This window comes from Pseudomonadota bacterium (genome assembly GCA_039196715.1).
GTDB lineage: Bacteria > Pseudomonadota > Gammaproteobacteria > CALCKW01 > CALCKW01 > CALCKW01.
The window spans coordinates 21,185-39,356 of the sequence record JBCCUP010000029.1 but is presented as its reverse complement, the minus strand read 5'-3'; the positions used below and the strand labels follow the sequence as shown (position 1 = coordinate 39,356).

Genomic DNA, 18,172 nt, shown 5'->3' with positions numbered 1-18,172 from the left:
GCCGTCGGATGAGCAACAAGGCGTCGTTCAAGCGCTTCTGTGAAGCACAGCGCCGCGTCGGTTCGCACGACGCGACAGCCGCGATGGACGCGTTCTACCACCCCGACGCCGCGATACACGTCGTGCACCCCTTCAACACGCTGGCTGGCCCCGCCGCGCTGCACACTGACGTTATCGCGCCGCTACGCCACGCGTTCGACCACCTCCAGCAAAGGCGCTATATCGCGTTCGGGGGAGAGTGTGATGGCGCGCAATGGGTCACTGGCACCGGGTATTTCAGCGGGTTGTTCGCGCGTGACTGGCTTGGCATAAAAGCCACGGGCGATCTCGCCCACCTGCGCTTCGGGGAATTCCACCGAATGCAGGACGGCTGTGCGATAGAGACCTACCTGTTTCTCGATATCCCCGAGCTCATGATCGCGGCCGGGCAGTGGCCGATCGCAACGGGCCCCGGGCTCCGTCGCGGTTACACCGCGTACCTGCCGGGGCCGCTGACAGGAGACGGTTTGCAGTGGCACGAAAATGAGCCGGCGCGTGGCGCGTCGTCGGTTGCGATGGTCACGGCCATGCTGCGCGCGCTCGCAACCGAGGATCAGGCTTGGCGCCCGTACTGGTGTGACGACATGCTCTGGTATGGGCCGGCGGCCTTTGGCAGCTTCATTGGCCTCGGGGCCTTTGCCGATTTCCAGGTGCCGTTCGAGAACGCGTTCAGCGAGTGGATTGGCGGGGCGGTGGTCGGCAGCAAAACCCGGCACTTCGCCCGGTTCGCCGACGGCGACTACATCTGTTCGGGCGGCTGGCCGTCGTTGAACATGGTCCAGGCCAAACCGTTTCTCGAGCAGCCCGTGACCGACAAGCGCCTGACCATGCGGGTGTCGGACTGGTGGCGACGCGAGGGCGACCTGCTCGCCGAGAACTGGGTCTTCGTGGACATTCCCGACGTGCTGCTGCAGCTCGGTTTCGACGTGTTCAACCAAGAGGCATACGCATGAAAGGGTCTCGTCCTGAGCAGGCGGCGCTGAGCCGCGACACCGATCTCTCGAAAACCGAAGACACGCGGCGCGTCATCGAGGGCATGGTCGACGGTCTGAACGACCACCGGATCGCCGACATCGGGGAGTTCTTCTCCGAGTCGTTCCGCTGGATGGGCAACACCGGCTGCGGGACCAAAACCGGCTTGCGCGCGTTTCAGGACAACTGGCAGAAGCCCTTTCAGGCGGCGTTCTCCGACAAGACCTGCATCGACGAGGCGCGGCTCTACATGGGTGAGTGGGCCGCCGCCTTCGGTCGGCAGGAAGCCGTTCACAGTGGCCGATTCATGGGCGTGGAGCCCACCGGACAACGGGTCGAGATCCGCTACATGGATTTCTGGAAGGTGGTGGACGGCAAGATCGTCGACAACTGGGTCATGGTGGATTTCCCCCATGTGCTCGCGCAGCTTGGTGTGGATGTGTTCGACGGCGAGGGGTGGGAAGCGTTCGACCGGGGTGAGCGGGTGGCACCCGCACCGCCGTCTGCGCGTGGCTCGAATCCATGACCTGCGTACTCGTGGTCGGCGACTACAACGCCGAGATAACCGCCCACGTCGCGATCGATGCCTCACTCACGGCACTCGGTGAGCGCGTGGCCGGGGCCCTCTCGCACCGGTGGGTACACACCTCGACTGCCGAGCGCGAGGACTTCGGCGCCGCAGACGGCATCTGGTGCACGCCGGCGAGCCCCTATGCCTCCGAGGCCGGCGCCATGCGCGCGATTGCACACGCGCGGACCTCGGCCACGCCGTTTCTCGGCACCTGCGGCGGCTACCAGTATGCGGTGCTCGAGTACGCGCGGCGGGTACTCGGCCTGAAGGACGCTGACAACACCGAAGTGAACCCCGACACACCGACTCCCGTGATCAACGGCTTGCAGTGTGCGTTGGTGGAAGTGCAAGGGCGCGTCAACCTGCTGCCGGACAGTCAGGCTGCCGCACTCGCGGGCGACACGGCCGTGCAGGCGGCTTACCACTGCAGTTACGGGGTCAACCGGGCCTACCTGTCGGCTTTCGTCGACTCGGAGCTGCGGTTCACCGGCTTCGATGGCGACGGTGATCCGCGCGTCTTCGAACACGCCATGCACCCTTTTTTCATCGGCACCGCCTTTCAACCCGAGCGCGCGGCGTTGTCGGGTCCGCCGCACGCCCTGGTGATGGCTTTCGCCGAGGCGTGCGCACGGTTCCACGCGCAGCGCAACGACTAGCTGGACGACAGACCCATGATCGAATACCTCAAACGCGGTAAACCCGAGGCCGAGCGCGCCGAGGACGATTCCAAGGTGCGACAGGTGGTGGAAACCACCCTGGCCGACATCGACGCGCGCGGCGACGCCGCCGTGCGGGAACTGGCGATCACCTTCGACCAGGACGACCGGGCGTCCTACCGGTTGAGCGAATCCGACATCGAGGCACTGATCGCCAAGGTTGGCAAACGCGACCTGGAGGACATCGCCTTTGCGCAAACCCAGGTGCGGCAGTTTGCCCAGGCGCAGCGGATGTCGATGACCGATGTCGAGGTCGAACCGATGCCGGGTGTCATCCTCGGCCACCGCAATATCCCCGTGCAGTCTGTCGGCTGCTACGTGCCTGCCGGCAAATTTCCGATGGTGGCGTCGGCCCACATGTCGGTCGTGACCGCCAGTGTTGCGGGGGTGCCGCGGATCGCGGCGACCACCGCTCCGTTTCAGGGTGAGCCGAACCCGGCCGTGGTCGCGGCCATGCACCTTGGCGGGGCACACGAGATCTACTGCCTCGGTGGCATCCAGGGGGTTGGGGCGCTGGCGCTCGGCACCGAAACCATCGACGCGGTGCACATGCTGGTCGGGCCGGGCAACGCCTTCGTAGCCGAAGCCAAACGCCAGCTCTACGGTCGTGTCGGCATCGACCTGTTCGCGGGCCCGACCGAAACCATGGTGATTGCCGACGACTCGGTGGACGGCGAGATGTGTGCAACCGATCTGCTCGGCCAGGCCGAGCACGGCTACAACTCGCCCGCCGTGTTGGTCACCAATTCGCGTTCCCTCGCCGAGGACACACTGGCCGAGATCGACCGCATCCTCGAGATACTGCCGACCGCTGAAACGGCGGCAGTCAGTTGGCGAGACTACGGCGAGGTGATTCTGTGCGACACCTACGACGAGATGCTGGAGGTTGCCAACGAGATCGCGAGCGAACACGTGCAAGTGATGACGCGACAGGACGATTGGTTCCTCGAGCACATGCACAGCTACGGCGCGCTGTTTCTCGGGCCGCGCACCAACGTCGCCAACGGCGACAAGGTCATCGGGACCAACCACACCCTGCCCACCAAGAAGGCCGGCCGCTACACCGGCGGGCTTTGGGTCGGGAAATTCCTCAAGACCCACAGCTATCAGAAAGTCGAGACCAACGAGGCGGCAGCCTCGATCGGCGAGTACTGCTCGCGCCTGTGCATGCTGGAGGGCTTTGTCGGCCACGCCGAGCAGGCCAACCTGCGTGTGCGGCGGTACGGCGGGCGCAACATCCCCTACGGTGAGGCCGCCGAGTAGTGGAGCAGCGCGTCAGCCTGATCACCCTGGGGGTCGATGACATCGACCGGGCGCGCGACTTCTACACCGCGCTCGGCTGGCAGACGACCGACGCCGAAGGCGGCATTGTCGTCTTCGATCTGGTGGGGTGCACGCTCGGGCTCTACGGACGCGCTGCACTCGCCGAGGAGACGGGCCTTGTGCTCGAGCGCGGTTCGGGTGCCGTGGCGCTTGCCCACAACGTGCGTGAACGCGAAGACGTTGCACGGGTGCTCGAGCGCGTCGACGTGGCCGGGGGCGAGCTTGTCAAACCGGCTCAGGACGTCTTCTGGGGCGGGCACCATGGCTATTTTCGCGACCCGGACGCGCACCTCTGGGAAGTGGCCTTCAACCCGTTTTCACCCCTGTCGGCGGACGGGGCGTTTCGGTGGCGCGGCTACGGCGACACGTGAACCCGTGTCGACACAGGAGAACGAGACCATGACCCATGTCACCCACAGTGTCCGCGGCAGGAGGCCAACGTGAGCGACGCCATCCGCTTGCCGCACACCCCGTCATTCCGTCTCGACGGCAAGCGCGCCCTGGTGACCGGCGCGAGCTCCGGCATCGGGCTGGGCTCGGCGGTGGCGCTGGCCGAGGCGGGTGCCGAGGTGCTGCTGGTGGCACGCGGTGAGGCGCGGCTGCAAGCCACCTGCGACGCGATGCGCGAGGCCGGGTTGCAGGTCGAGGCAGCGGTGCTCGACGTCAGCGACCCGGTGGCCACCCGGGCCCTGATCGACTCACAGGCCGCGTTCGATGTGTTGGTCAACGCCGCCGGTTTGGCGCGGCATACGCCGGCGGTCGACACCGACCCGGCCGATTTCGATGCGGTCTACGACATCAACGTGCGCGGAGCCTACTTCCTCAGCACGGCGGTGGCGCGCGGCATGCTCGCGCGCGGGGACGGCGGGTCGATCATCCAGATCAGTTCGCAAATGGCGCACGTCGGCGGCGTCGACCGGGCGGTGTACTGCAGCAGCAAGCACGCAGTCGAGGGCTTCGTCAAAGCCATGGCGATCGAGTGGGGGCCGGCGCGCATCCGGATCAACACCGTCTGCCCGACCTTCGTGCGCACGCCGCTGACCGAACAGACCTTCAGCCGTCCAGAGCGGGTTGCGTGGATCCGGGAGAAGATCAAACTCGGGCGTATCGGTGAAGTCGAGGACATCATGGGACCGGTGTTGTTTCTCGCCAGCGACGCATCGGCGATGGTCACGGGCACGTCGTTGCTCGTCGACGGCGGCTGGACCGCAGACTGATGCGGTCTCGATCGGTGCACCGTGGGCGCCTCATGCGGGTCGTTGCGGCAACGGTGTCCTTGGGCGCGGGCCGTGGCCAGTAACCGGGTCACGGCAGAGCAGGTCGCACGGCACGCCGGCGTCAGCCAGTCGGCGGTGTCGCGGGTGTTCACCCCGGGTGCCAGCGCTTCGGCGAACACCGTCGAGCGTGTGCGCGCCGCTGCGGCCGAACTCGGCTACCGGCCAAACGTGCTGGCGCGCTCGTTGAAGGCCGGGCGGTCGCGCATCATCGGCATCGTCGTCGCCTACCTCGACAACCCCTTCTACCCCGACGCGCTCGAAAAGCTGTCCAAGGCCCTGCAGCAACGGGGCTACCACGCTCTGGTGTTCATGGCCGGTAACGAAGCCGACAACATGGAGGCGGTGCTCGCCGAGATCCTCGACTACCAGGTCGATGGTCTGGTACTCGCCTCGGCCAGCCTGTCCTCCGAACTCACGCGCCGCTGTCAACAGGCGGGTGTGCCGGTCTTGCTGTTCAACCGGGGCCAGGGCGACCCGGCGCTCTCCGAGGTGACCTCGGACAACTACGCGGGCGGGTACACGCTCGGGCGCTTCCTGGTCGACGGGGGACACCGTCGGATCGCCCACATCGCCGGGTGGTCGGGCGCATCGACGCAACAGGATCGCGAGCGGGGCTTCCGTGACGCCCTGGCCGCCGCGGGGCAGTCGCTCTTCGCAGTCGAGGCCGGTGAATTCCACGCCGACCGTGCACGAGACGCGGCACGGGCACTGTTCGCGCGCGCCGAGCGACCGGACGCCGTGTTCGTGGCCAACGACCACATGGCGCTGGCGGTGATGGACGTGTTGCGCTTCGAGCTCGGCCTGTCGATCCCCGACGACGTGTCCGTGGTCGGCTACGATGATGTGCCGCAAGCCGCCTGGGACAGCTACCAGCTCACAACCGTGCGCCAGCGCAGTCAGTTGATGGTCAATTGCGCGGTCGAAACGCTGCTCGAACAGATTGACAACCCTGACACGCCGCCGAGCCAACACGCGCTCGAGGCCCCCCTTGTCGTGCGGCAATCCGCACGACGGCCCACAGGACCCGACGTCTCATGAAAGGTTTCGACCCGAAATTTTCGGACTTCCCCGACTACATCATCGGTATCACCAAGGAGATCTGGGAAGACCGCCAGATCGCCACCTTGCACGACTACTACAGCGAGAACATCGTTGTCCGCTCGCCTGCTTCGATCACCCTCGGCAACGCCGGTGTCATCGCCGCGACGATGGCCACGCTCGCCGAGTTCCCGGACCGCACCCTGTATGGAGAGGACGTGATCTGGAGTGGGTCGCCGGAGGAGGGCATGCTGTCCTCGCACCGCATCTTTTCCACGGCCACCCACGCAGCCGCGGGGGTCTACGGTGAAGCGACGGGCAAGACACTCGGTTACCGCATCATTGCCGACTGCCATGCCCGCAATAACACCATCGACGACGAGTGGCTGATCCGGGACCAGGGGGCCATCGTGCGCCAACTCGGCATCGACCCGAAAACCTACGCGCGCGACCAGATCGAAGCGGAAGGCGGGCCGCTGCACGCCAAGCGTCCGTTCGACCGCAACGTCGACGTGACCGGCCCGTACGTCGGTCGAGGCAACGACAACGCCTGGGGCCAGCAGTACGCCGACGTGCTCAACCGATTGATGGGGGCGGATTTCGGTGCCGTGTCGGCCGTGTACGATCGCGCGTGCCACGTCTTCTACGCCGGCGGCGAAGAGGGGCACTCGCACGGGGCGGTCGACCGGTTCTGGCTCGGGCTGCGGGCGAGTTTCCCGTCGGCGACGTTCCGCATCGAACACTGCATCGGGCGCGAGGACGACACCATGCCGCCGCGCGCCGCGATCCGCTTTTCGCTCGAAGGCAAACACGACGGCTGGGGCCAGTTCGGTGCGCCCAGTGGTGCCGACGTCTATGTCATGGGCATGGCGCACGCCGAATTTGGTCCCTGGGGACTGCGCCGTGAATGGGCGCTGATCGACGAGACGGCGATCTGGAAACAGATCCTGCTCCACACTGGATGACACGGAGACGCACATGAGCCGATTGCTCACCACCCACGTGGGGTCATTGCCCCGCACCCAAACCGTCGTGGATTTCATTTTTGCGCGAGAGCGGGAAGAGGCGTATGACGAGGCGGCCTTCGACACGGCGATGCACGCGGCCGTGGATGACACCGTCCGCCGTCAGGTCGAGGCCGGGGTCGACATTGTCAGCGACGGCGAAACCAGCAAGATCTCCTACGCGACTTACGTCAAGGACCGCTACACCGGCTTCTCTGGTGACAGCGAGCGCAACGCCCCGGCGGACCTCAAGCAGTTTCCGGGCTTTCTCGCGAGACTCGCCGACAGCGGTGGCACGCCGACCTACGCCCGCCCGATGTGCACCGGCGAGGTGCGCTCGAAAGGGCAGGGCGAACTGCAGAAGGACATCGCCAATCTCACCGCGGCGATGCAGGCGCACGGCGTACAGCGCGGGTTCATGAACGCCGCGTCGCCCGGCGTGATCTCCCTGTTTCTGCAGAACGCCCACTACCCGACGCGCGAGGCCTATCTCGCGGCACTGGCTGACGCGATGCGCGATGAATACCGCACGATCGTCGACGCCGGACTGGACCTGCAACTCGATTGCCCGGACCTCGCGCTGTCGCGGCACATGCTGTTCACCGACCTCAGCGACGACGAGTTCATCCGTGTGGCCGAGTCGCACGTCGAAGCGCTCAACCACGCACTCGACGGCGTTGACCCGGCCAGGGTGCGCGTGCACATCTGCTGGGGCAACTACGAGGGCCCGCACGTCTGTGACATCGACATGGACAAGGTTTTCACGACCTTGATGAAGACCCGGGCGCGCTACATCCTGTTCGAGACCAGCAACCCGCGGCACGGGCACGAGTGGACGGTGTTTCGCGACCGCAAGCACGAGATTCCGGACGACAAGGTGTTGATCCCTGGCGTCGTCGACACCACCAGCAACTTCGTCGAGCACCCTGAGCTGGTCGCGCAGCGCATCGAGCGCTTTGTCGACATCGTCGGCTCGGACCGGGTCATAGCCGGCTCGGACTGCGGGTTCGGCACCTTCGCCGGCTATGGCGCGATTGACCCGGACATCGCCTACGCCAAGATCGCCGCGATCAGCGCCGGTGCGCGCCTCGCCGAGGGCCGCTTCGATGGATGACGCGCTGCTCGACCTGTTGCGCCGCGTCGACACGCCGACAGTGTGCAATGCCATCGAGGTCGCCGAGGGCAAGCGCGGTTTCGACCGCTTCACGCGCGGCACCGTGCTGGCGTCGGCGCCCACCGCCGGCGCCGTGGTCGGGCAGGCACGCACGGCCAAGATCGCTGCGGTCGCGCCGCCCAGCGAAGCGCCCGAGGTCATCCGGGCTCGGCGCATGGCGTACTACCGGCACATGAGCGAGGGGCCGCGCCCCGCGCTGGCGGTGGTCGAAGACGTCGACCACCCGTCGTGCATCGGCGCCTACTGGGGCGAGATCAACACCACGGTGCACAAGGGTTTCGGCCTGGCCGGTGCGCTGACCAACGGCGTGATGCGGGACCTCGGCGACATGCCCGACGGTTTCCCGGTGATCGCGGGCTCGATCGGTCCGAGCCACGGTTTCGTGCACGTGCGCGAGATCGACACGCCGGTCACGGTGTTCGGTCTCACCGTACACCCGGCCGAATGGGTCCACGCTGATCGCCACGGCGCAGTGGTGATTCCGGAGCCCGTTTTGCCGGCCTTGCACGACGCGATCCTGAAAATGCAGGCGACGGAGCAACTGGTGCTCGAACCGGCGCGGCGCGACGGCTTTGACTTCGCGGCCTTCGAGGCCGCGTGGTCGGCGTTCGAAAAGGCGCGTACGTGAAACGTAGTTCCCTGTGTACAGGGTCAATGCGACAAAATGGCTGGCGGGTTTAGTTCACTCCCGCGGAATTTTGGTCGACAAATCGGATTTTTGCTCTTTTTGGGTCTGGTATACGGGGCGCGGTGTGTGAGAAAAAGGGGTTGTGCCAGGTAACGAAAAGTCCAATTGGAGATGGCTAATGGCAGAGGAACTGCGCAAAGAAACACTCATGGATAAAGCCGTTCAACACTACAGAACACTGAAGCCGAATATTCGTAGCGGTGACTTGATCTTCGCTTCTGGGAACTACTACACCTCCAGGCTCATTCGGGAGGCAACGGACTCAAGTTGGAGTCATGTTGGGATCCTGTATGTAGCCAAAGATATCAATCGGACACTGATACTGGAGAGCGTTGAAGATTCTGGTGTGCGGGTGGTGCCCGTCGAGAAGTATTTAACCGACTATGCGAACGACAAGCCCTACGAAGGAGAGGTGGTTGTTGCACGCGTGAGGGGGCCAAACGCCAGTGATCGTAAAAAAATGATTGCCTCAGGCGTCGACGAGCTAACCCGGCCCTATGATCGTGACGAAATAACCCGGATCGCCGCGAGAATCGCTCTTAAAATAGGCCGGTACAGGCGTGACAGAGAGTACATCTGTTCAGAATTGGTTTACGAGTGTTTCAAGAACGCAGGGTGGCAATTTTCCTTTGACGCCCGTGGGTTTATCAGCCCGGCTAACATCTGGAGCCACAACGAAGTCAGTCTTATAGGTCGAATCTTGTGACGATCCACAGGAGTAAAATCGACGCTTCGTAGAACGCTTCGTGTAGCACTTGTTTCGTGAGATTGATCCGCGCTGCAGTCTAGTGAGCGTGCCCCGTACAGGCCGAACGCATCCGACTAAGTAGGGAAATTCGTACCACCGTGATACGGCGGAATCCCTATGTAGCGCGGACTGTCAGTCGGCACTGATCCGCAAGCCGTCGCCGTCGAAGAGGTGGACGTTTTCGCTTCGCAGTGACAGCTCGGTTGTCTCGCCGCTGGCACCGGCGGCGCCGGCGCGCTCGGCGATGAAGTGCGACACCCCGAGTGCGCTGCCGTGCAGGTGGCTGCTGCCGCCGAGTTGTTCGACCAGGTCGACCTCGAGCGCGAAGCGCACGTCGCCGTCGTCGCCCGCGAGGTCCTGCGGGCGAATGCCGAGCGTGACCGTCTGACCGGTGTGCAGGTGCGACCCCGACTGACGAACCGACAAGGTGTCGCCGTTCGGTGTCTGCAGCACGAGGTGGTCGGCCGCGGCGGCGTTCACTGTGGCTTCGACAAAATTCATCTTGGGCGAACCGATGAACCCGGCGACAAAGGCGTTCGCCGGCCGGTTGTAAAGCTCGAGCGGCGCGCCCACCTGTTCGATGATGCCGGCTCGAAGGACGACGATGCGGTCGGCCAGGGTCATCGCTTCGACCTGGTCGTGCGTCACGTAGATCATCGTTGTGGCGAGCTGCTGGTGCAGCTTGGCGATTTCGAGCCGCATGTCGACACGCAGCTCGGCATCGAGGTTTGACAAGGGCTCGTCGAACAGAAAGACCTTCGGGTCGCGCACGATCGAGCGACCGATTGCCACGCGCTGCCGCTGGCCACCGGACAGTTGCGCGGGTTTGCGGTCGAGCAGGGCATCAAGTTGCAGCGATTTCGAGGCGGCCGCGACCTTCTCGGCGATGACGGCAGGGTCAACGTTGTTCATCCGCAAGCCGAAACCCATGTTGTCGCGCACCGTCATGTGCGGGTACAGCGCGTAGCTCTGGAACACCATCGCGATGCCGCGGTCGACTGCAGCGCGGTCGGTGACATCTTCGTCGTCGATGTGAATCGTGCCGGAGCTGAGGGTCTCGAGGCCGGCGATCAGACGCAACAGTGTGGATTTGCCACAGCCACTCGGACCGACGAAAACGGTGAATTCCCCGTCGGCGATGTCGAGATCGACCCCGCGGATGACGTTCACGTCACCAAAGGTTTTCCTGGCGTTCTCCAATTTGACTCGCGCCACGGCGATGCCTCCTTCAGGTCAGGTGTGCCGAGCCCGTCGGCAACAGTCGATTTCCTACGGTGTGCGCGCTCTCTCGCACCCACTGACGCCACTGTTCAAAACTGCCCGGCTCGACCCGAAAGGTCGGTGCGGACACGCTGATGGCAGCCACGGTCTCACCGGCGCAATCCACGATCGGCGCCGCGATGCAGCGGATGCCGACGTGGTGTTCCTCGTTGTCCTCGGCGATCCCGTGAGCCGCGACGGTGTGGAGCTGCTCGAGCACCTTGCCGGGTTCGGTCACGGTGTTGCCGGTGAAGCGCGCGAAGGCGGTGCGTTCGATGATCGCCTCGCGCTGGGGTGTCGGCGCGGCGGCGAGCAGCGCCTTGCCCGCGGCGGTGCACCAGGCTGGCACGCGGTGGCCGACGCTGACCGAGGTGCGCACGCTCTGCGCGCTCTCGACACAATCGAGGTGGACTACGTGCGTGTCGGCCAACACGGAGAGCATCACGGTTTCGCCGGTGCGTTCGGACAGGGTTTCGAGCGCGTCCCGCGCCAGGTGACGCAAATCGTTGCGTGACCAGATGCGGTTGGCCCACTCGAGCAGCCGAAAACCGGCGCGGTAGGTGTTGGCGTGTTCGTCAAACACCACCAGCCGCTCGTCGATGAGGTCAGCCAGTGCACGGTGCAGGCTCGCCTTGGGGTAGCCCGTTTGCACCTGCAACTCTGCAAACCGAAACGCCGTACCGGCCGTGATGATGTCGAGCAGAGTGATGCTCCGCGAGAACGCCGAGGCGCGCGCGCGGCCGCTCTCGGCGCCAGGGTCGGCCTCGCGCTCGGTTGGGTCGGCGTTCTGTTTGACAGGGTTTGGCATCGCGGGCTACTTTTGGAACATTGTTCCATATTGCATGATTTGAGACAATCGTGAACTTTGCTGACCCGCGGATTGCCGCGGGCCGCCACCGTCACCCGCGAGCATGAACCCGACATCCACACCCGCCATCTGGCGTCTCGACGGCGCCGATCAGACGCTCGTGCTGATCGGCGAGGGCACTGCTGTGCCCCGGTTGCTGTGGTTGGGCGATCGGTTGCCAGACGGGCTCGACGCCGCTGCACTGGCCGCCGTGCGTGCGGAGCCCCTGGCGCACGCCACCGTGGACACGCCGCCGCACGCGTCGGTGTTCCCGGTGCTCGCCAACGGCCACGCTGGGCCGCCCGCCCTGCGCGCGCACCGTGCTGGCCGTGGCTTCGGCCACCGACCCGAGCTGGCGTCGGTGTCCCGCGAAGACGGCGCGCTGCGCGTGCACCTCGCCGATCCGGGTGCGGACCTCGCCGTGACGGTTGACGTGCGGCTCGATGTCAGCAGCGGCGTCTGCGTGTGGTCGACCGAGCTCCGCAACACCGGGCAGGACGCGTTGACGGTCGATTGGCTGGCGGCTGCGAGCCTGGAGTTGCCCGTCGCATTCGGGGCGTGTGAACACTTCGGGGGTCGTTGGGGGCAGGAATTGCAGTGCCAGCGGCTCGAAATCGACGCGGGGCCTTTGCTGCGCGAGAGCTGGCGGGGCCGCACGGGTCACCAATCCTACCCGGGCGTGGTTGTGGGCGAGCCTGCTTTCGATTGCCACAGTGGCGCCTGTTGGGTGGCGCAATTGGGCTGGAGCGGCAACCACCGGCTGCAACTGCAGCGCGATGACCACGGTGTGCCGGTATTGCAATTCGGTATCGCCTATCACCCGGGCGAGTGCGAACTCGGCCCGGGCGAGTCGATGACCACGCCGCCGGTGTACATCGCCACCGGCCGAGGGCGAGATCGGGCAAGCCAACGGGTGCACCGCCACGCGCGCACGGGCGTGTTACCGCGTTGGACGCGTCAGCGGCGCCCTGTCCACTGCAACAGCTGGGAAGCGCTGTACTTCAACCACGAGGCGGACACGCTCCAGGCGTTGATCGACGCCGGCGCCGCCGCGGGTGCCGAGCGCTTCGTGCTTGACGACGGCTGGTTCAACGCACGACGCAGCGACACCGCGGGCCTCGGCGATTGGTGGGTCGACGAATCGGTGTACCCCGACGGCCTGCGCCCGGTGGTCGAGGCGGTGCGGGCGCACGGCATGCAGTTCGGCCTCTGGTTCGAACCCGAAATGGTCAACCCTGACTCCGAGACCCTGCGCGCGCACCCCGACTGGGTATTACGTCTGGACGGTGTTGAAACGCCATTGGCACGCCAGCAACTGGCGCTCGACCTCGCTCGAGCGGATGTGTGCGACTACCTGTACGAACGGGTGTCGAGCCTCGTCGACGAGTACGAGGTCGATTACATCAAATGGGACATGAACCGCGACCTGGTGCTGCCGGGTGACGGCAAGCGTGCCGTGGCGGCCCGTCAACCCGACGCGGTGCGCAACGTGATGAGCCGTCTGACGGCGCGCTTTCCACGGCTCGAAATCGAGACGTGCGCCTCGGGCGGCGCACGCCTGGACTGGGGGCTGCTGGCGGTGTGCGGGCGTGTATGGCTGTCGGACAACCTCGATCCGATCGACCGACTGCGCATGCAGGCGGCCGCGAGCGTGTTCCTGCCGCGCGAAGTGCTGGGCTCCCACGTCGGCCACCACCGTGCACACCTCACGGGGCGACAGACGCCGATTGCCACGCGGGCCATCGTGGCGCTCGGCGGGCAGTACGGATTCGAAACCGACCTGCGCACGCTCGCCACGGACGATCTCGATGTGCTCGCACACTACACGGCGGTGTACAAGGCGCACCGGGACTGGCTTGCCGAGTCGACGCAGTGGACTGTCGCGGGATTGCCGGTCAGCGCGCTGGGAGAGGCGCGCGTCTCACCCGACGCTGCGGTCGCACTGGTGAGTGTGGTTGTGCAGTCGGCACCGCCGCAAGCGTCGCCGGGCTGCCTGCGCATCCCGGGCCTCGACCCGGATGCACAGTACCGCGTTTCGGTCGCCAACCACGGGCTCGAGGAGCTCGCGCCGTTCAACCGGGCTTTCCCGCTGTGGTGCGAGCGCGAGACGCGGGTGCACGGTGCCGTGCTCGCGACCGTCGGCCTGACGCTGCCTGTGATGCCCGCCCAATCCGCGCTGCTGGTGTTGGTGCTGCGAGATGAGTGAGATGCACGATTTGCAAGACGAGTTCGGTCACCGCTACCAGGACGCCCGCGGCGTGCGGGCCTTTCACGCACCGGGTCGTGTGAACCTGATCGGTGAGCACACCGATTACAACGGGGGGTTGGTGCTGCCCTGTGCGATCGACCGAGGCACGCAACTGCTGGTGCGCCGCACCGCGGCACGCAGCATCAAGCTCGCCTCGCTGAATTTCGACCTGATCGCGATCCTCTCGCCTGACGAGGCGGGCACGGCCGTCGGCGACCACTGGATAAACTACCCGCTCGGCGTGATCGCGCAGTTTGCCAAGCGCGGTGTCACGGTCACGGGCATCGAATGCCTCTACCGCGGCGACATTCCGAATGGGGCGGGCCTGTCTTCGTCGGCGTCGGTGAACATCGTTACCGCGGTGGCGCTCAACGCCGTGTTCGAGTGCGGTTTCTCGCAGCTCGAACTCGTGCACATGGCACAGGCCGCCGAGAACGAGTTCATTGGTCTCGCCTGCGGGGTGATGGACCCGTACGCCATTGCGATGGGGCAACGTGGCCACGCGATGGCGCTCGACTGCAGCACGCTCGAGTGCGACCAGGTGCCGCTCGACCTCGATGGCCACACGCTGGTGATCAGCAACTCCAACCAGCGGCGGGAGCTCAATGACTCGGGCTACAACACGCGTCACCGCGAGTGTGTGACCGCGCTCGAAATCGTGCAGCAGTCGCACGGCATCGAGGCGCTGGCGGCGCTCGACATGGCGACACTCGCGTCGCAGGCGAGCGCCTTTGCCGGACAGGACACGGCCTTTCGGCGGGCCCGTCACGTGGTCACCGAACAGGCGCGGGTGCTCGGGGCGTGCGAGGCGTTGCGCGCGGGCGACCTCGCGCAGTTCGGGCAGCACATGTGCGCGAGCCACGCGTCGCTGGCGCAGGACTTCGACGTCTCGACGCCGGCGCTCGATGCGCTGGTGGCCGCGGCGATGGCCGTGCCCGGCGTGGTCGGCAGCCGCATGACCGGCGCCGGCTTCGGCGGGTGCACGGTGTCACTTGTGGCAGACACGGCCTTGGCCGCCTTCGAAAGCGAGGTCAGTGCGCGGTACCACCGTGAGACCGGACTGACCGCCGATTTCCACCCGGTGGTCGCGTCCGACGGCGCGGGCGAGCGGCCGTTGTGAGTGCGAACTGGCAGCACCGGTGGCACCCGCTGCGCCAGGAATGGGTGCAGATCGCCGCGCAGTCCGCCGGCCGACCCTGGTCCGGTGCCAGGGTTGGTGCCCGGACCGAGACCGTTCCCGAACACGACCCGGGCTGTTACCTGTGTCCACGCGTGACGCGGGCGACCGGCGCCACCAACCCCGACTACGTCGGGCCCTTCGCTTTCGACAACGATTTTGCCAACCTGGTCGCCGATCCGCCTGGCCTGCAGTCCGAGGATGCCGACCCCTTGCACCGCACCGCCTTGCCGCGCGGACGCTGCCGGGTGCTGTGCTGGTCGGAGCGACACGACCTGACCCTGGCAGACCTGAGCACCGCAGAGATGGCCGCTGTGGTCGCGCTGTGGCGGGACGAGTACCTCACGCTCGCGGCCGACCCCACGATCCACCAGGTGATCGTGTTCGAGAACAAGGGTGTGGAAATCGGGGTGTCTAACCTGCACCCGCACGGCCAGGTGTACGCGACGGATTTCGTCACCGACACCGCGGCGCGGCAGCGCCACGCCCAGGCGTCCTACCTCGCGGAGCACGGCCGACCGCTGTTGCAGGACCTGCTGGCGCGCCCGACCTACGACGGCGCTTTACTGGTGTCCGCCAATACAACCTGGCGGGCCATCGTGCCGTTCTTTGCCCGCTTTCCGTTCGAAGTCTGGATCGTGCCCGAACGGTCGTTTTCGCACCTGGGCGAGGCCTCGGTGCCGGAGTTGTCAGATCTCGCGTCGCTCTACCGCGACGTGGTGCGTCGGTTCGACGCGGTGTTCGAGCAGCGCACGCCGCACAACACGCTGTTGCACAACGCGCCCTGCGACGACCACCCGGACAACGCCGCAGTGGGCTTCCACATCGTTGTGCAATGCCCGTTGCGCGCACCCGGCATGCTCAAGTACATGGGGGGCTACGAGCAGTCGGCCGGCAACATCGTGAACCCGGTGCAACCCGAGGACGCCGCCAAGCGGCTGCGCGGCGCGGGAGCCACGGTGTGAGACTCGGCGTCTGTTACTACCCGGAACACTGGCCACGCGAGCGCTGGGCGGACGACGCCGCACACATGGCCTCGCTCGGCATTCGCGTCGTGCGCATTGGCGAGTTTGCCTGGAGTCAGATCGAGCCGGCAGCCGCGGACTACCGCCTCGATTGGCTGGCGGAGGCGATCGACACGCTGCACGGGGCAGGGCTCGAGGTGGTCCTCGGCACGCCGACCGCGTGTCCACCGAAGTGGCTGGTCGATGCGCACCCCGAGATCCTGCCGGTCGACGCGGTGGGCCGGGTGAGGGGGTTCGGCTCGCGGCGCCACTACGACTTCTCCTCGCCCGTCTACCGTGAGCACAGCCGACGCATCGTCACGGTGTTGGCGGACACGTTCGGCACGCACCCGGGGGTCGTCGCCTGGCAACTCGACAACGAGTACGGGTGCCACGATACGATTGAGAGTTTCTCCGACGCGGCGCGCACCGCCTTCCAGAGCTGGTGTCGCGCGCGGTACGTCGATGTCGACACCCTCAACCGGCTCTGGGGCAACGACTTCTGGAGTCTCAACTACCCGACGTTCGAGTCCATCGAGCCACCGGCTGGCACGGTCACGGACACCAGTCCCGCGCACCGCCTCGCCTGGTGGCGTTTCAGTTCCGAGCAGGTGGTGGCGTTCAACCGCGAGCAGGCCGACATCCTGCGCGTGGCGTCGCCCGGTCGTGACCTGATGCACAACTACATGGGCAACTTCACGGCCTTTGATCACCACGCGGTCGCACGCGACCTCGACGTGGCGGGTTGGGACAACTACCCGTTGGGTTTTCTCGACCGCGACGCCGCGACCGAGGCCGATCGGGTGCGCTGGTTGCGCACCGGCCACCCGGACGACAGTGCCTTCCACCACGACCTCTACCGCGGGGTCGGCCATGCACAACGCGGCCGCTTCTGGTTGGTTGAGCAACAGCCCGGGCCGGTGAACTGGGCACCACACAACGCAGTGCCGCTGCCGGGCATGGTGCGTCTCTGGGGGCTTGAGGCCGCCGCGCACGGCGCCGAGCTCTGCAGTGTGTTCCGGTACCGCCAGCAACCGCGCGCGCAGGAACAGTTCCACGCCGGCCTGCTGTTGCCCGACGGCAGCGAAAGCCCGGCCGCCGACGAGATGCGCGCATTGCGTGACGACCTCGCGTCGCTCGGTGCGCTGGACGATACCGCGCAAGCGCCGGTGGCGATGGTGTTCGACTACGACGGCCAGGCCGCGCTGGGGGCCGCGCCCCAGGGGGCCAACGCAGACCCGCTGGGTGCCGTGAAAGGCTGGTACCGCGCCGTGCGGGCGGCGGGCGTGTCGCTGGACATCCTGCCACCGGACGCCGATTTCGACGGCTACGCGCTCGTGATCCTCAGCAACAGCGCGGTCGCCGACGACGCGCTCGTCGACCGGCTCGACGCGAGCGGTGCGACCGTGGTCGCGGCAGCGCGAAGCCAGAGCTTCGACGCCGAGTGTGCGATCCCCGACACCCTGGCACCCGGCAGCTTGCAACGCGTGTTGCCGCTGCGGGTGATCCAGGTCGAATCCTTGCCGGACACGGTGAACGAGCCCGTCGACGGCGACCCCGACACGGTCGCGTGGCGCTGGCGCGAGCGGGTTCAGAGCGCACTCACGCCGCACGCCCACTTTGCCGACGGTTGGGGGTTTCACTACCAGTTGGGCCGGTGGCACTACGTCAACGCGCGCTTGACCCAGGCGAGTTGCAACCGCTTTGTGCGAGCACGCCTCGCCGACAGCGGTGTGGCCGTGGTGCCGTGTGAGGGGGGCTTGCGGTTGCGGCGACGTGGCCAGCTGGTGTTCGCAACCAACTACGGACCCGAGGCGGCCGAGCTGCCGCACGCGGGTGAGTATCTGATCGGCTCGTCGGTGCTGCAGGCTGCGCAATGCGCGGTCTACCGGGACGGGGCCGGTTGAACGGACGTGTCGCCGTGGGTGACCCCGGTGACCGAGGTGGCGGTGTCGCCGCCCGGCAGTCAGAGACTGTCGAGAGGAGGGAGGAAGTGAGTGTCGGGGACTGCGGGATGTGCTCTGACGCACCGCGCGATACGCGCGTGGCGGCGGGGGGATTCCGCGGTCTCCAGCGGAGCGTGGCG

At 66.4% G+C, this 18,172-nt stretch carries 17 protein-coding genes; 15 read left to right on the top strand and 2 right to left on the bottom strand.

All coding sequences use genetic code 11. The features are described from left to right. Positions 1-8 precede the first annotated feature (8 nt). The 11 genes from AAGA11_11740 (at position 9) to AAGA11_11690 (ending at position 9,508) form a co-directional block, all read left to right on the top strand. Positions 9-992, top strand: coding sequence for a nuclear transport factor 2 family protein (locus tag AAGA11_11740; protein ID MEM9603528.1), 984 nt, complete (start codon positions 9-11; stop codon positions 990-992). Next, positions 989-1,537 carry an ester cyclase gene (locus AAGA11_11735; GenBank protein MEM9603527.1) on the top strand — a complete coding sequence of 183 codons (549 nt, stop codon included), beginning with the start codon at positions 989-991 and terminating at the stop codon, positions 1,535-1,537. The genes AAGA11_11740 and AAGA11_11735 overlap by 4 nt, the downstream gene beginning before the upstream one ends. Next, on the top strand, positions 1,534-2,238 hold the full coding sequence (locus AAGA11_11730; GenBank protein MEM9603526.1) for a hypothetical protein: 705 nt from the start codon (positions 1,534-1,536) through the stop codon (positions 2,236-2,238). The genes AAGA11_11735 and AAGA11_11730 overlap by 4 nt, the downstream gene beginning before the upstream one ends. 15 nt (positions 2,239-2,253) lie before the next feature. Continuing rightward, positions 2,254-3,561 (top strand): histidinol dehydrogenase, encoded by a 1,308-nt coding sequence (hisD, locus tag AAGA11_11725; GenBank protein ID MEM9603525.1) that lies wholly within the window; start codon positions 2,254-2,256, stop codon positions 3,559-3,561. Next, positions 3,561-3,992: a VOC family protein gene (locus AAGA11_11720; protein ID MEM9603524.1), complete on the top strand. Its 432-nt coding sequence runs from the start codon at positions 3,561-3,563 to the stop codon at positions 3,990-3,992. The genes hisD and AAGA11_11720 overlap by 1 nt, the downstream gene beginning before the upstream one ends. Before the next feature lie 81 nt (positions 3,993-4,073). Further along, complete coding sequence (locus AAGA11_11715) at positions 4,074-4,838, top strand: SDR family oxidoreductase (protein MEM9603523.1); 765 nt, start codon at positions 4,074-4,076, stop codon at positions 4,836-4,838. 72 nt (positions 4,839-4,910) lie between these two features. Beyond that, on the top strand, positions 4,911-5,936 hold the full coding sequence (locus AAGA11_11710; GenBank protein MEM9603522.1) for a LacI family DNA-binding transcriptional regulator: 1,026 nt from the start codon (positions 4,911-4,913) through the stop codon (positions 5,934-5,936). Further along, positions 5,933-6,901, top strand: a complete 969-nt coding sequence (locus tag AAGA11_11705) for an ester cyclase (protein MEM9603521.1) — start codon at positions 5,933-5,935, stop codon at positions 6,899-6,901. The genes AAGA11_11710 and AAGA11_11705 overlap by 4 nt, the downstream gene beginning before the upstream one ends. Positions 6,902-6,914: 13 nt before the next feature. After that, complete coding sequence (locus tag AAGA11_11700) at positions 6,915-8,054, top strand: cobalamin-independent methionine synthase II family protein (GenBank protein ID MEM9603520.1); 1,140 nt, start codon at positions 6,915-6,917, stop codon at positions 8,052-8,054. After that, positions 8,047-8,742 (top strand): RraA family protein, encoded by a 696-nt coding sequence (locus AAGA11_11695; protein ID MEM9603519.1) that lies wholly within the window; start codon positions 8,047-8,049, stop codon positions 8,740-8,742. Before AAGA11_11700 ends, AAGA11_11695 begins: the two co-directional genes overlap by 8 nt. Positions 8,743-8,920: 178 nt before the next feature. After that, positions 8,921-9,508, top strand: coding sequence for a YiiX/YebB-like N1pC/P60 family cysteine hydrolase (locus AAGA11_11690; protein ID MEM9603518.1), 588 nt, complete (start codon positions 8,921-8,923; stop codon positions 9,506-9,508). A 174-nt stretch (positions 9,509-9,682) separates the two neighbouring features. Here the strand turns inward: AAGA11_11690 and ugpC are convergent, their stop codons facing one another. Both ugpC and AAGA11_11680 read right to left on the bottom strand, forming a co-directional pair. Further along, the gene (ugpC, locus tag AAGA11_11685) at positions 9,683-10,765 is read right to left on the bottom strand and encodes a sn-glycerol-3-phosphate ABC transporter ATP-binding protein UgpC (protein MEM9603517.1); all 1,083 of its coding nucleotides are present in this window, start codon (positions 10,763-10,765) and stop codon (positions 9,683-9,685) included. Positions 10,766-10,778: 13 nt separating this feature from the next. Further along, complete coding sequence (locus AAGA11_11680) at positions 10,779-11,618, bottom strand: IclR family transcriptional regulator (GenBank protein MEM9603516.1); 840 nt, start codon at positions 11,616-11,618, stop codon at positions 10,779-10,781. A gap of 103 nt (positions 11,619-11,721) precedes the next feature. On the opposite strand from AAGA11_11680, the gene AAGA11_11675 reads away from it, so the two are divergent. Genes AAGA11_11675 through AAGA11_11660 form a run of 4 tightly spaced genes read left to right on the top strand, consistent with a single transcriptional unit; the run spans position 11,722 to position 17,993 of the window. After that, on the top strand, positions 11,722-13,863 hold the full coding sequence (locus AAGA11_11675; protein ID MEM9603515.1) for an alpha-galactosidase: 2,142 nt from the start codon (positions 11,722-11,724) through the stop codon (positions 13,861-13,863). A 1-nt stretch (position 13,864) separates the two neighbouring features. Next, positions 13,865-15,025, top strand: a complete 1,161-nt coding sequence (locus AAGA11_11670) for a galactokinase (GenBank protein MEM9603514.1) — start codon at positions 13,865-13,867, stop codon at positions 15,023-15,025. After that, the gene (gene galT, locus AAGA11_11665; protein MEM9603513.1) at positions 15,022-16,047 is read left to right on the top strand and encodes a galactose-1-phosphate uridylyltransferase; all 1,026 of its coding nucleotides are present in this window, start codon (positions 15,022-15,024) and stop codon (positions 16,045-16,047) included. Before AAGA11_11670 ends, galT begins: the two co-directional genes overlap by 4 nt. Continuing rightward, positions 16,044-17,993, top strand: coding sequence for a beta-galactosidase (locus AAGA11_11660; GenBank protein MEM9603512.1), 1,950 nt, complete (start codon positions 16,044-16,046; stop codon positions 17,991-17,993). The genes galT and AAGA11_11660 overlap by 4 nt, the downstream gene beginning before the upstream one ends. Positions 17,994-18,172: the final 179 nt, after the last annotated feature.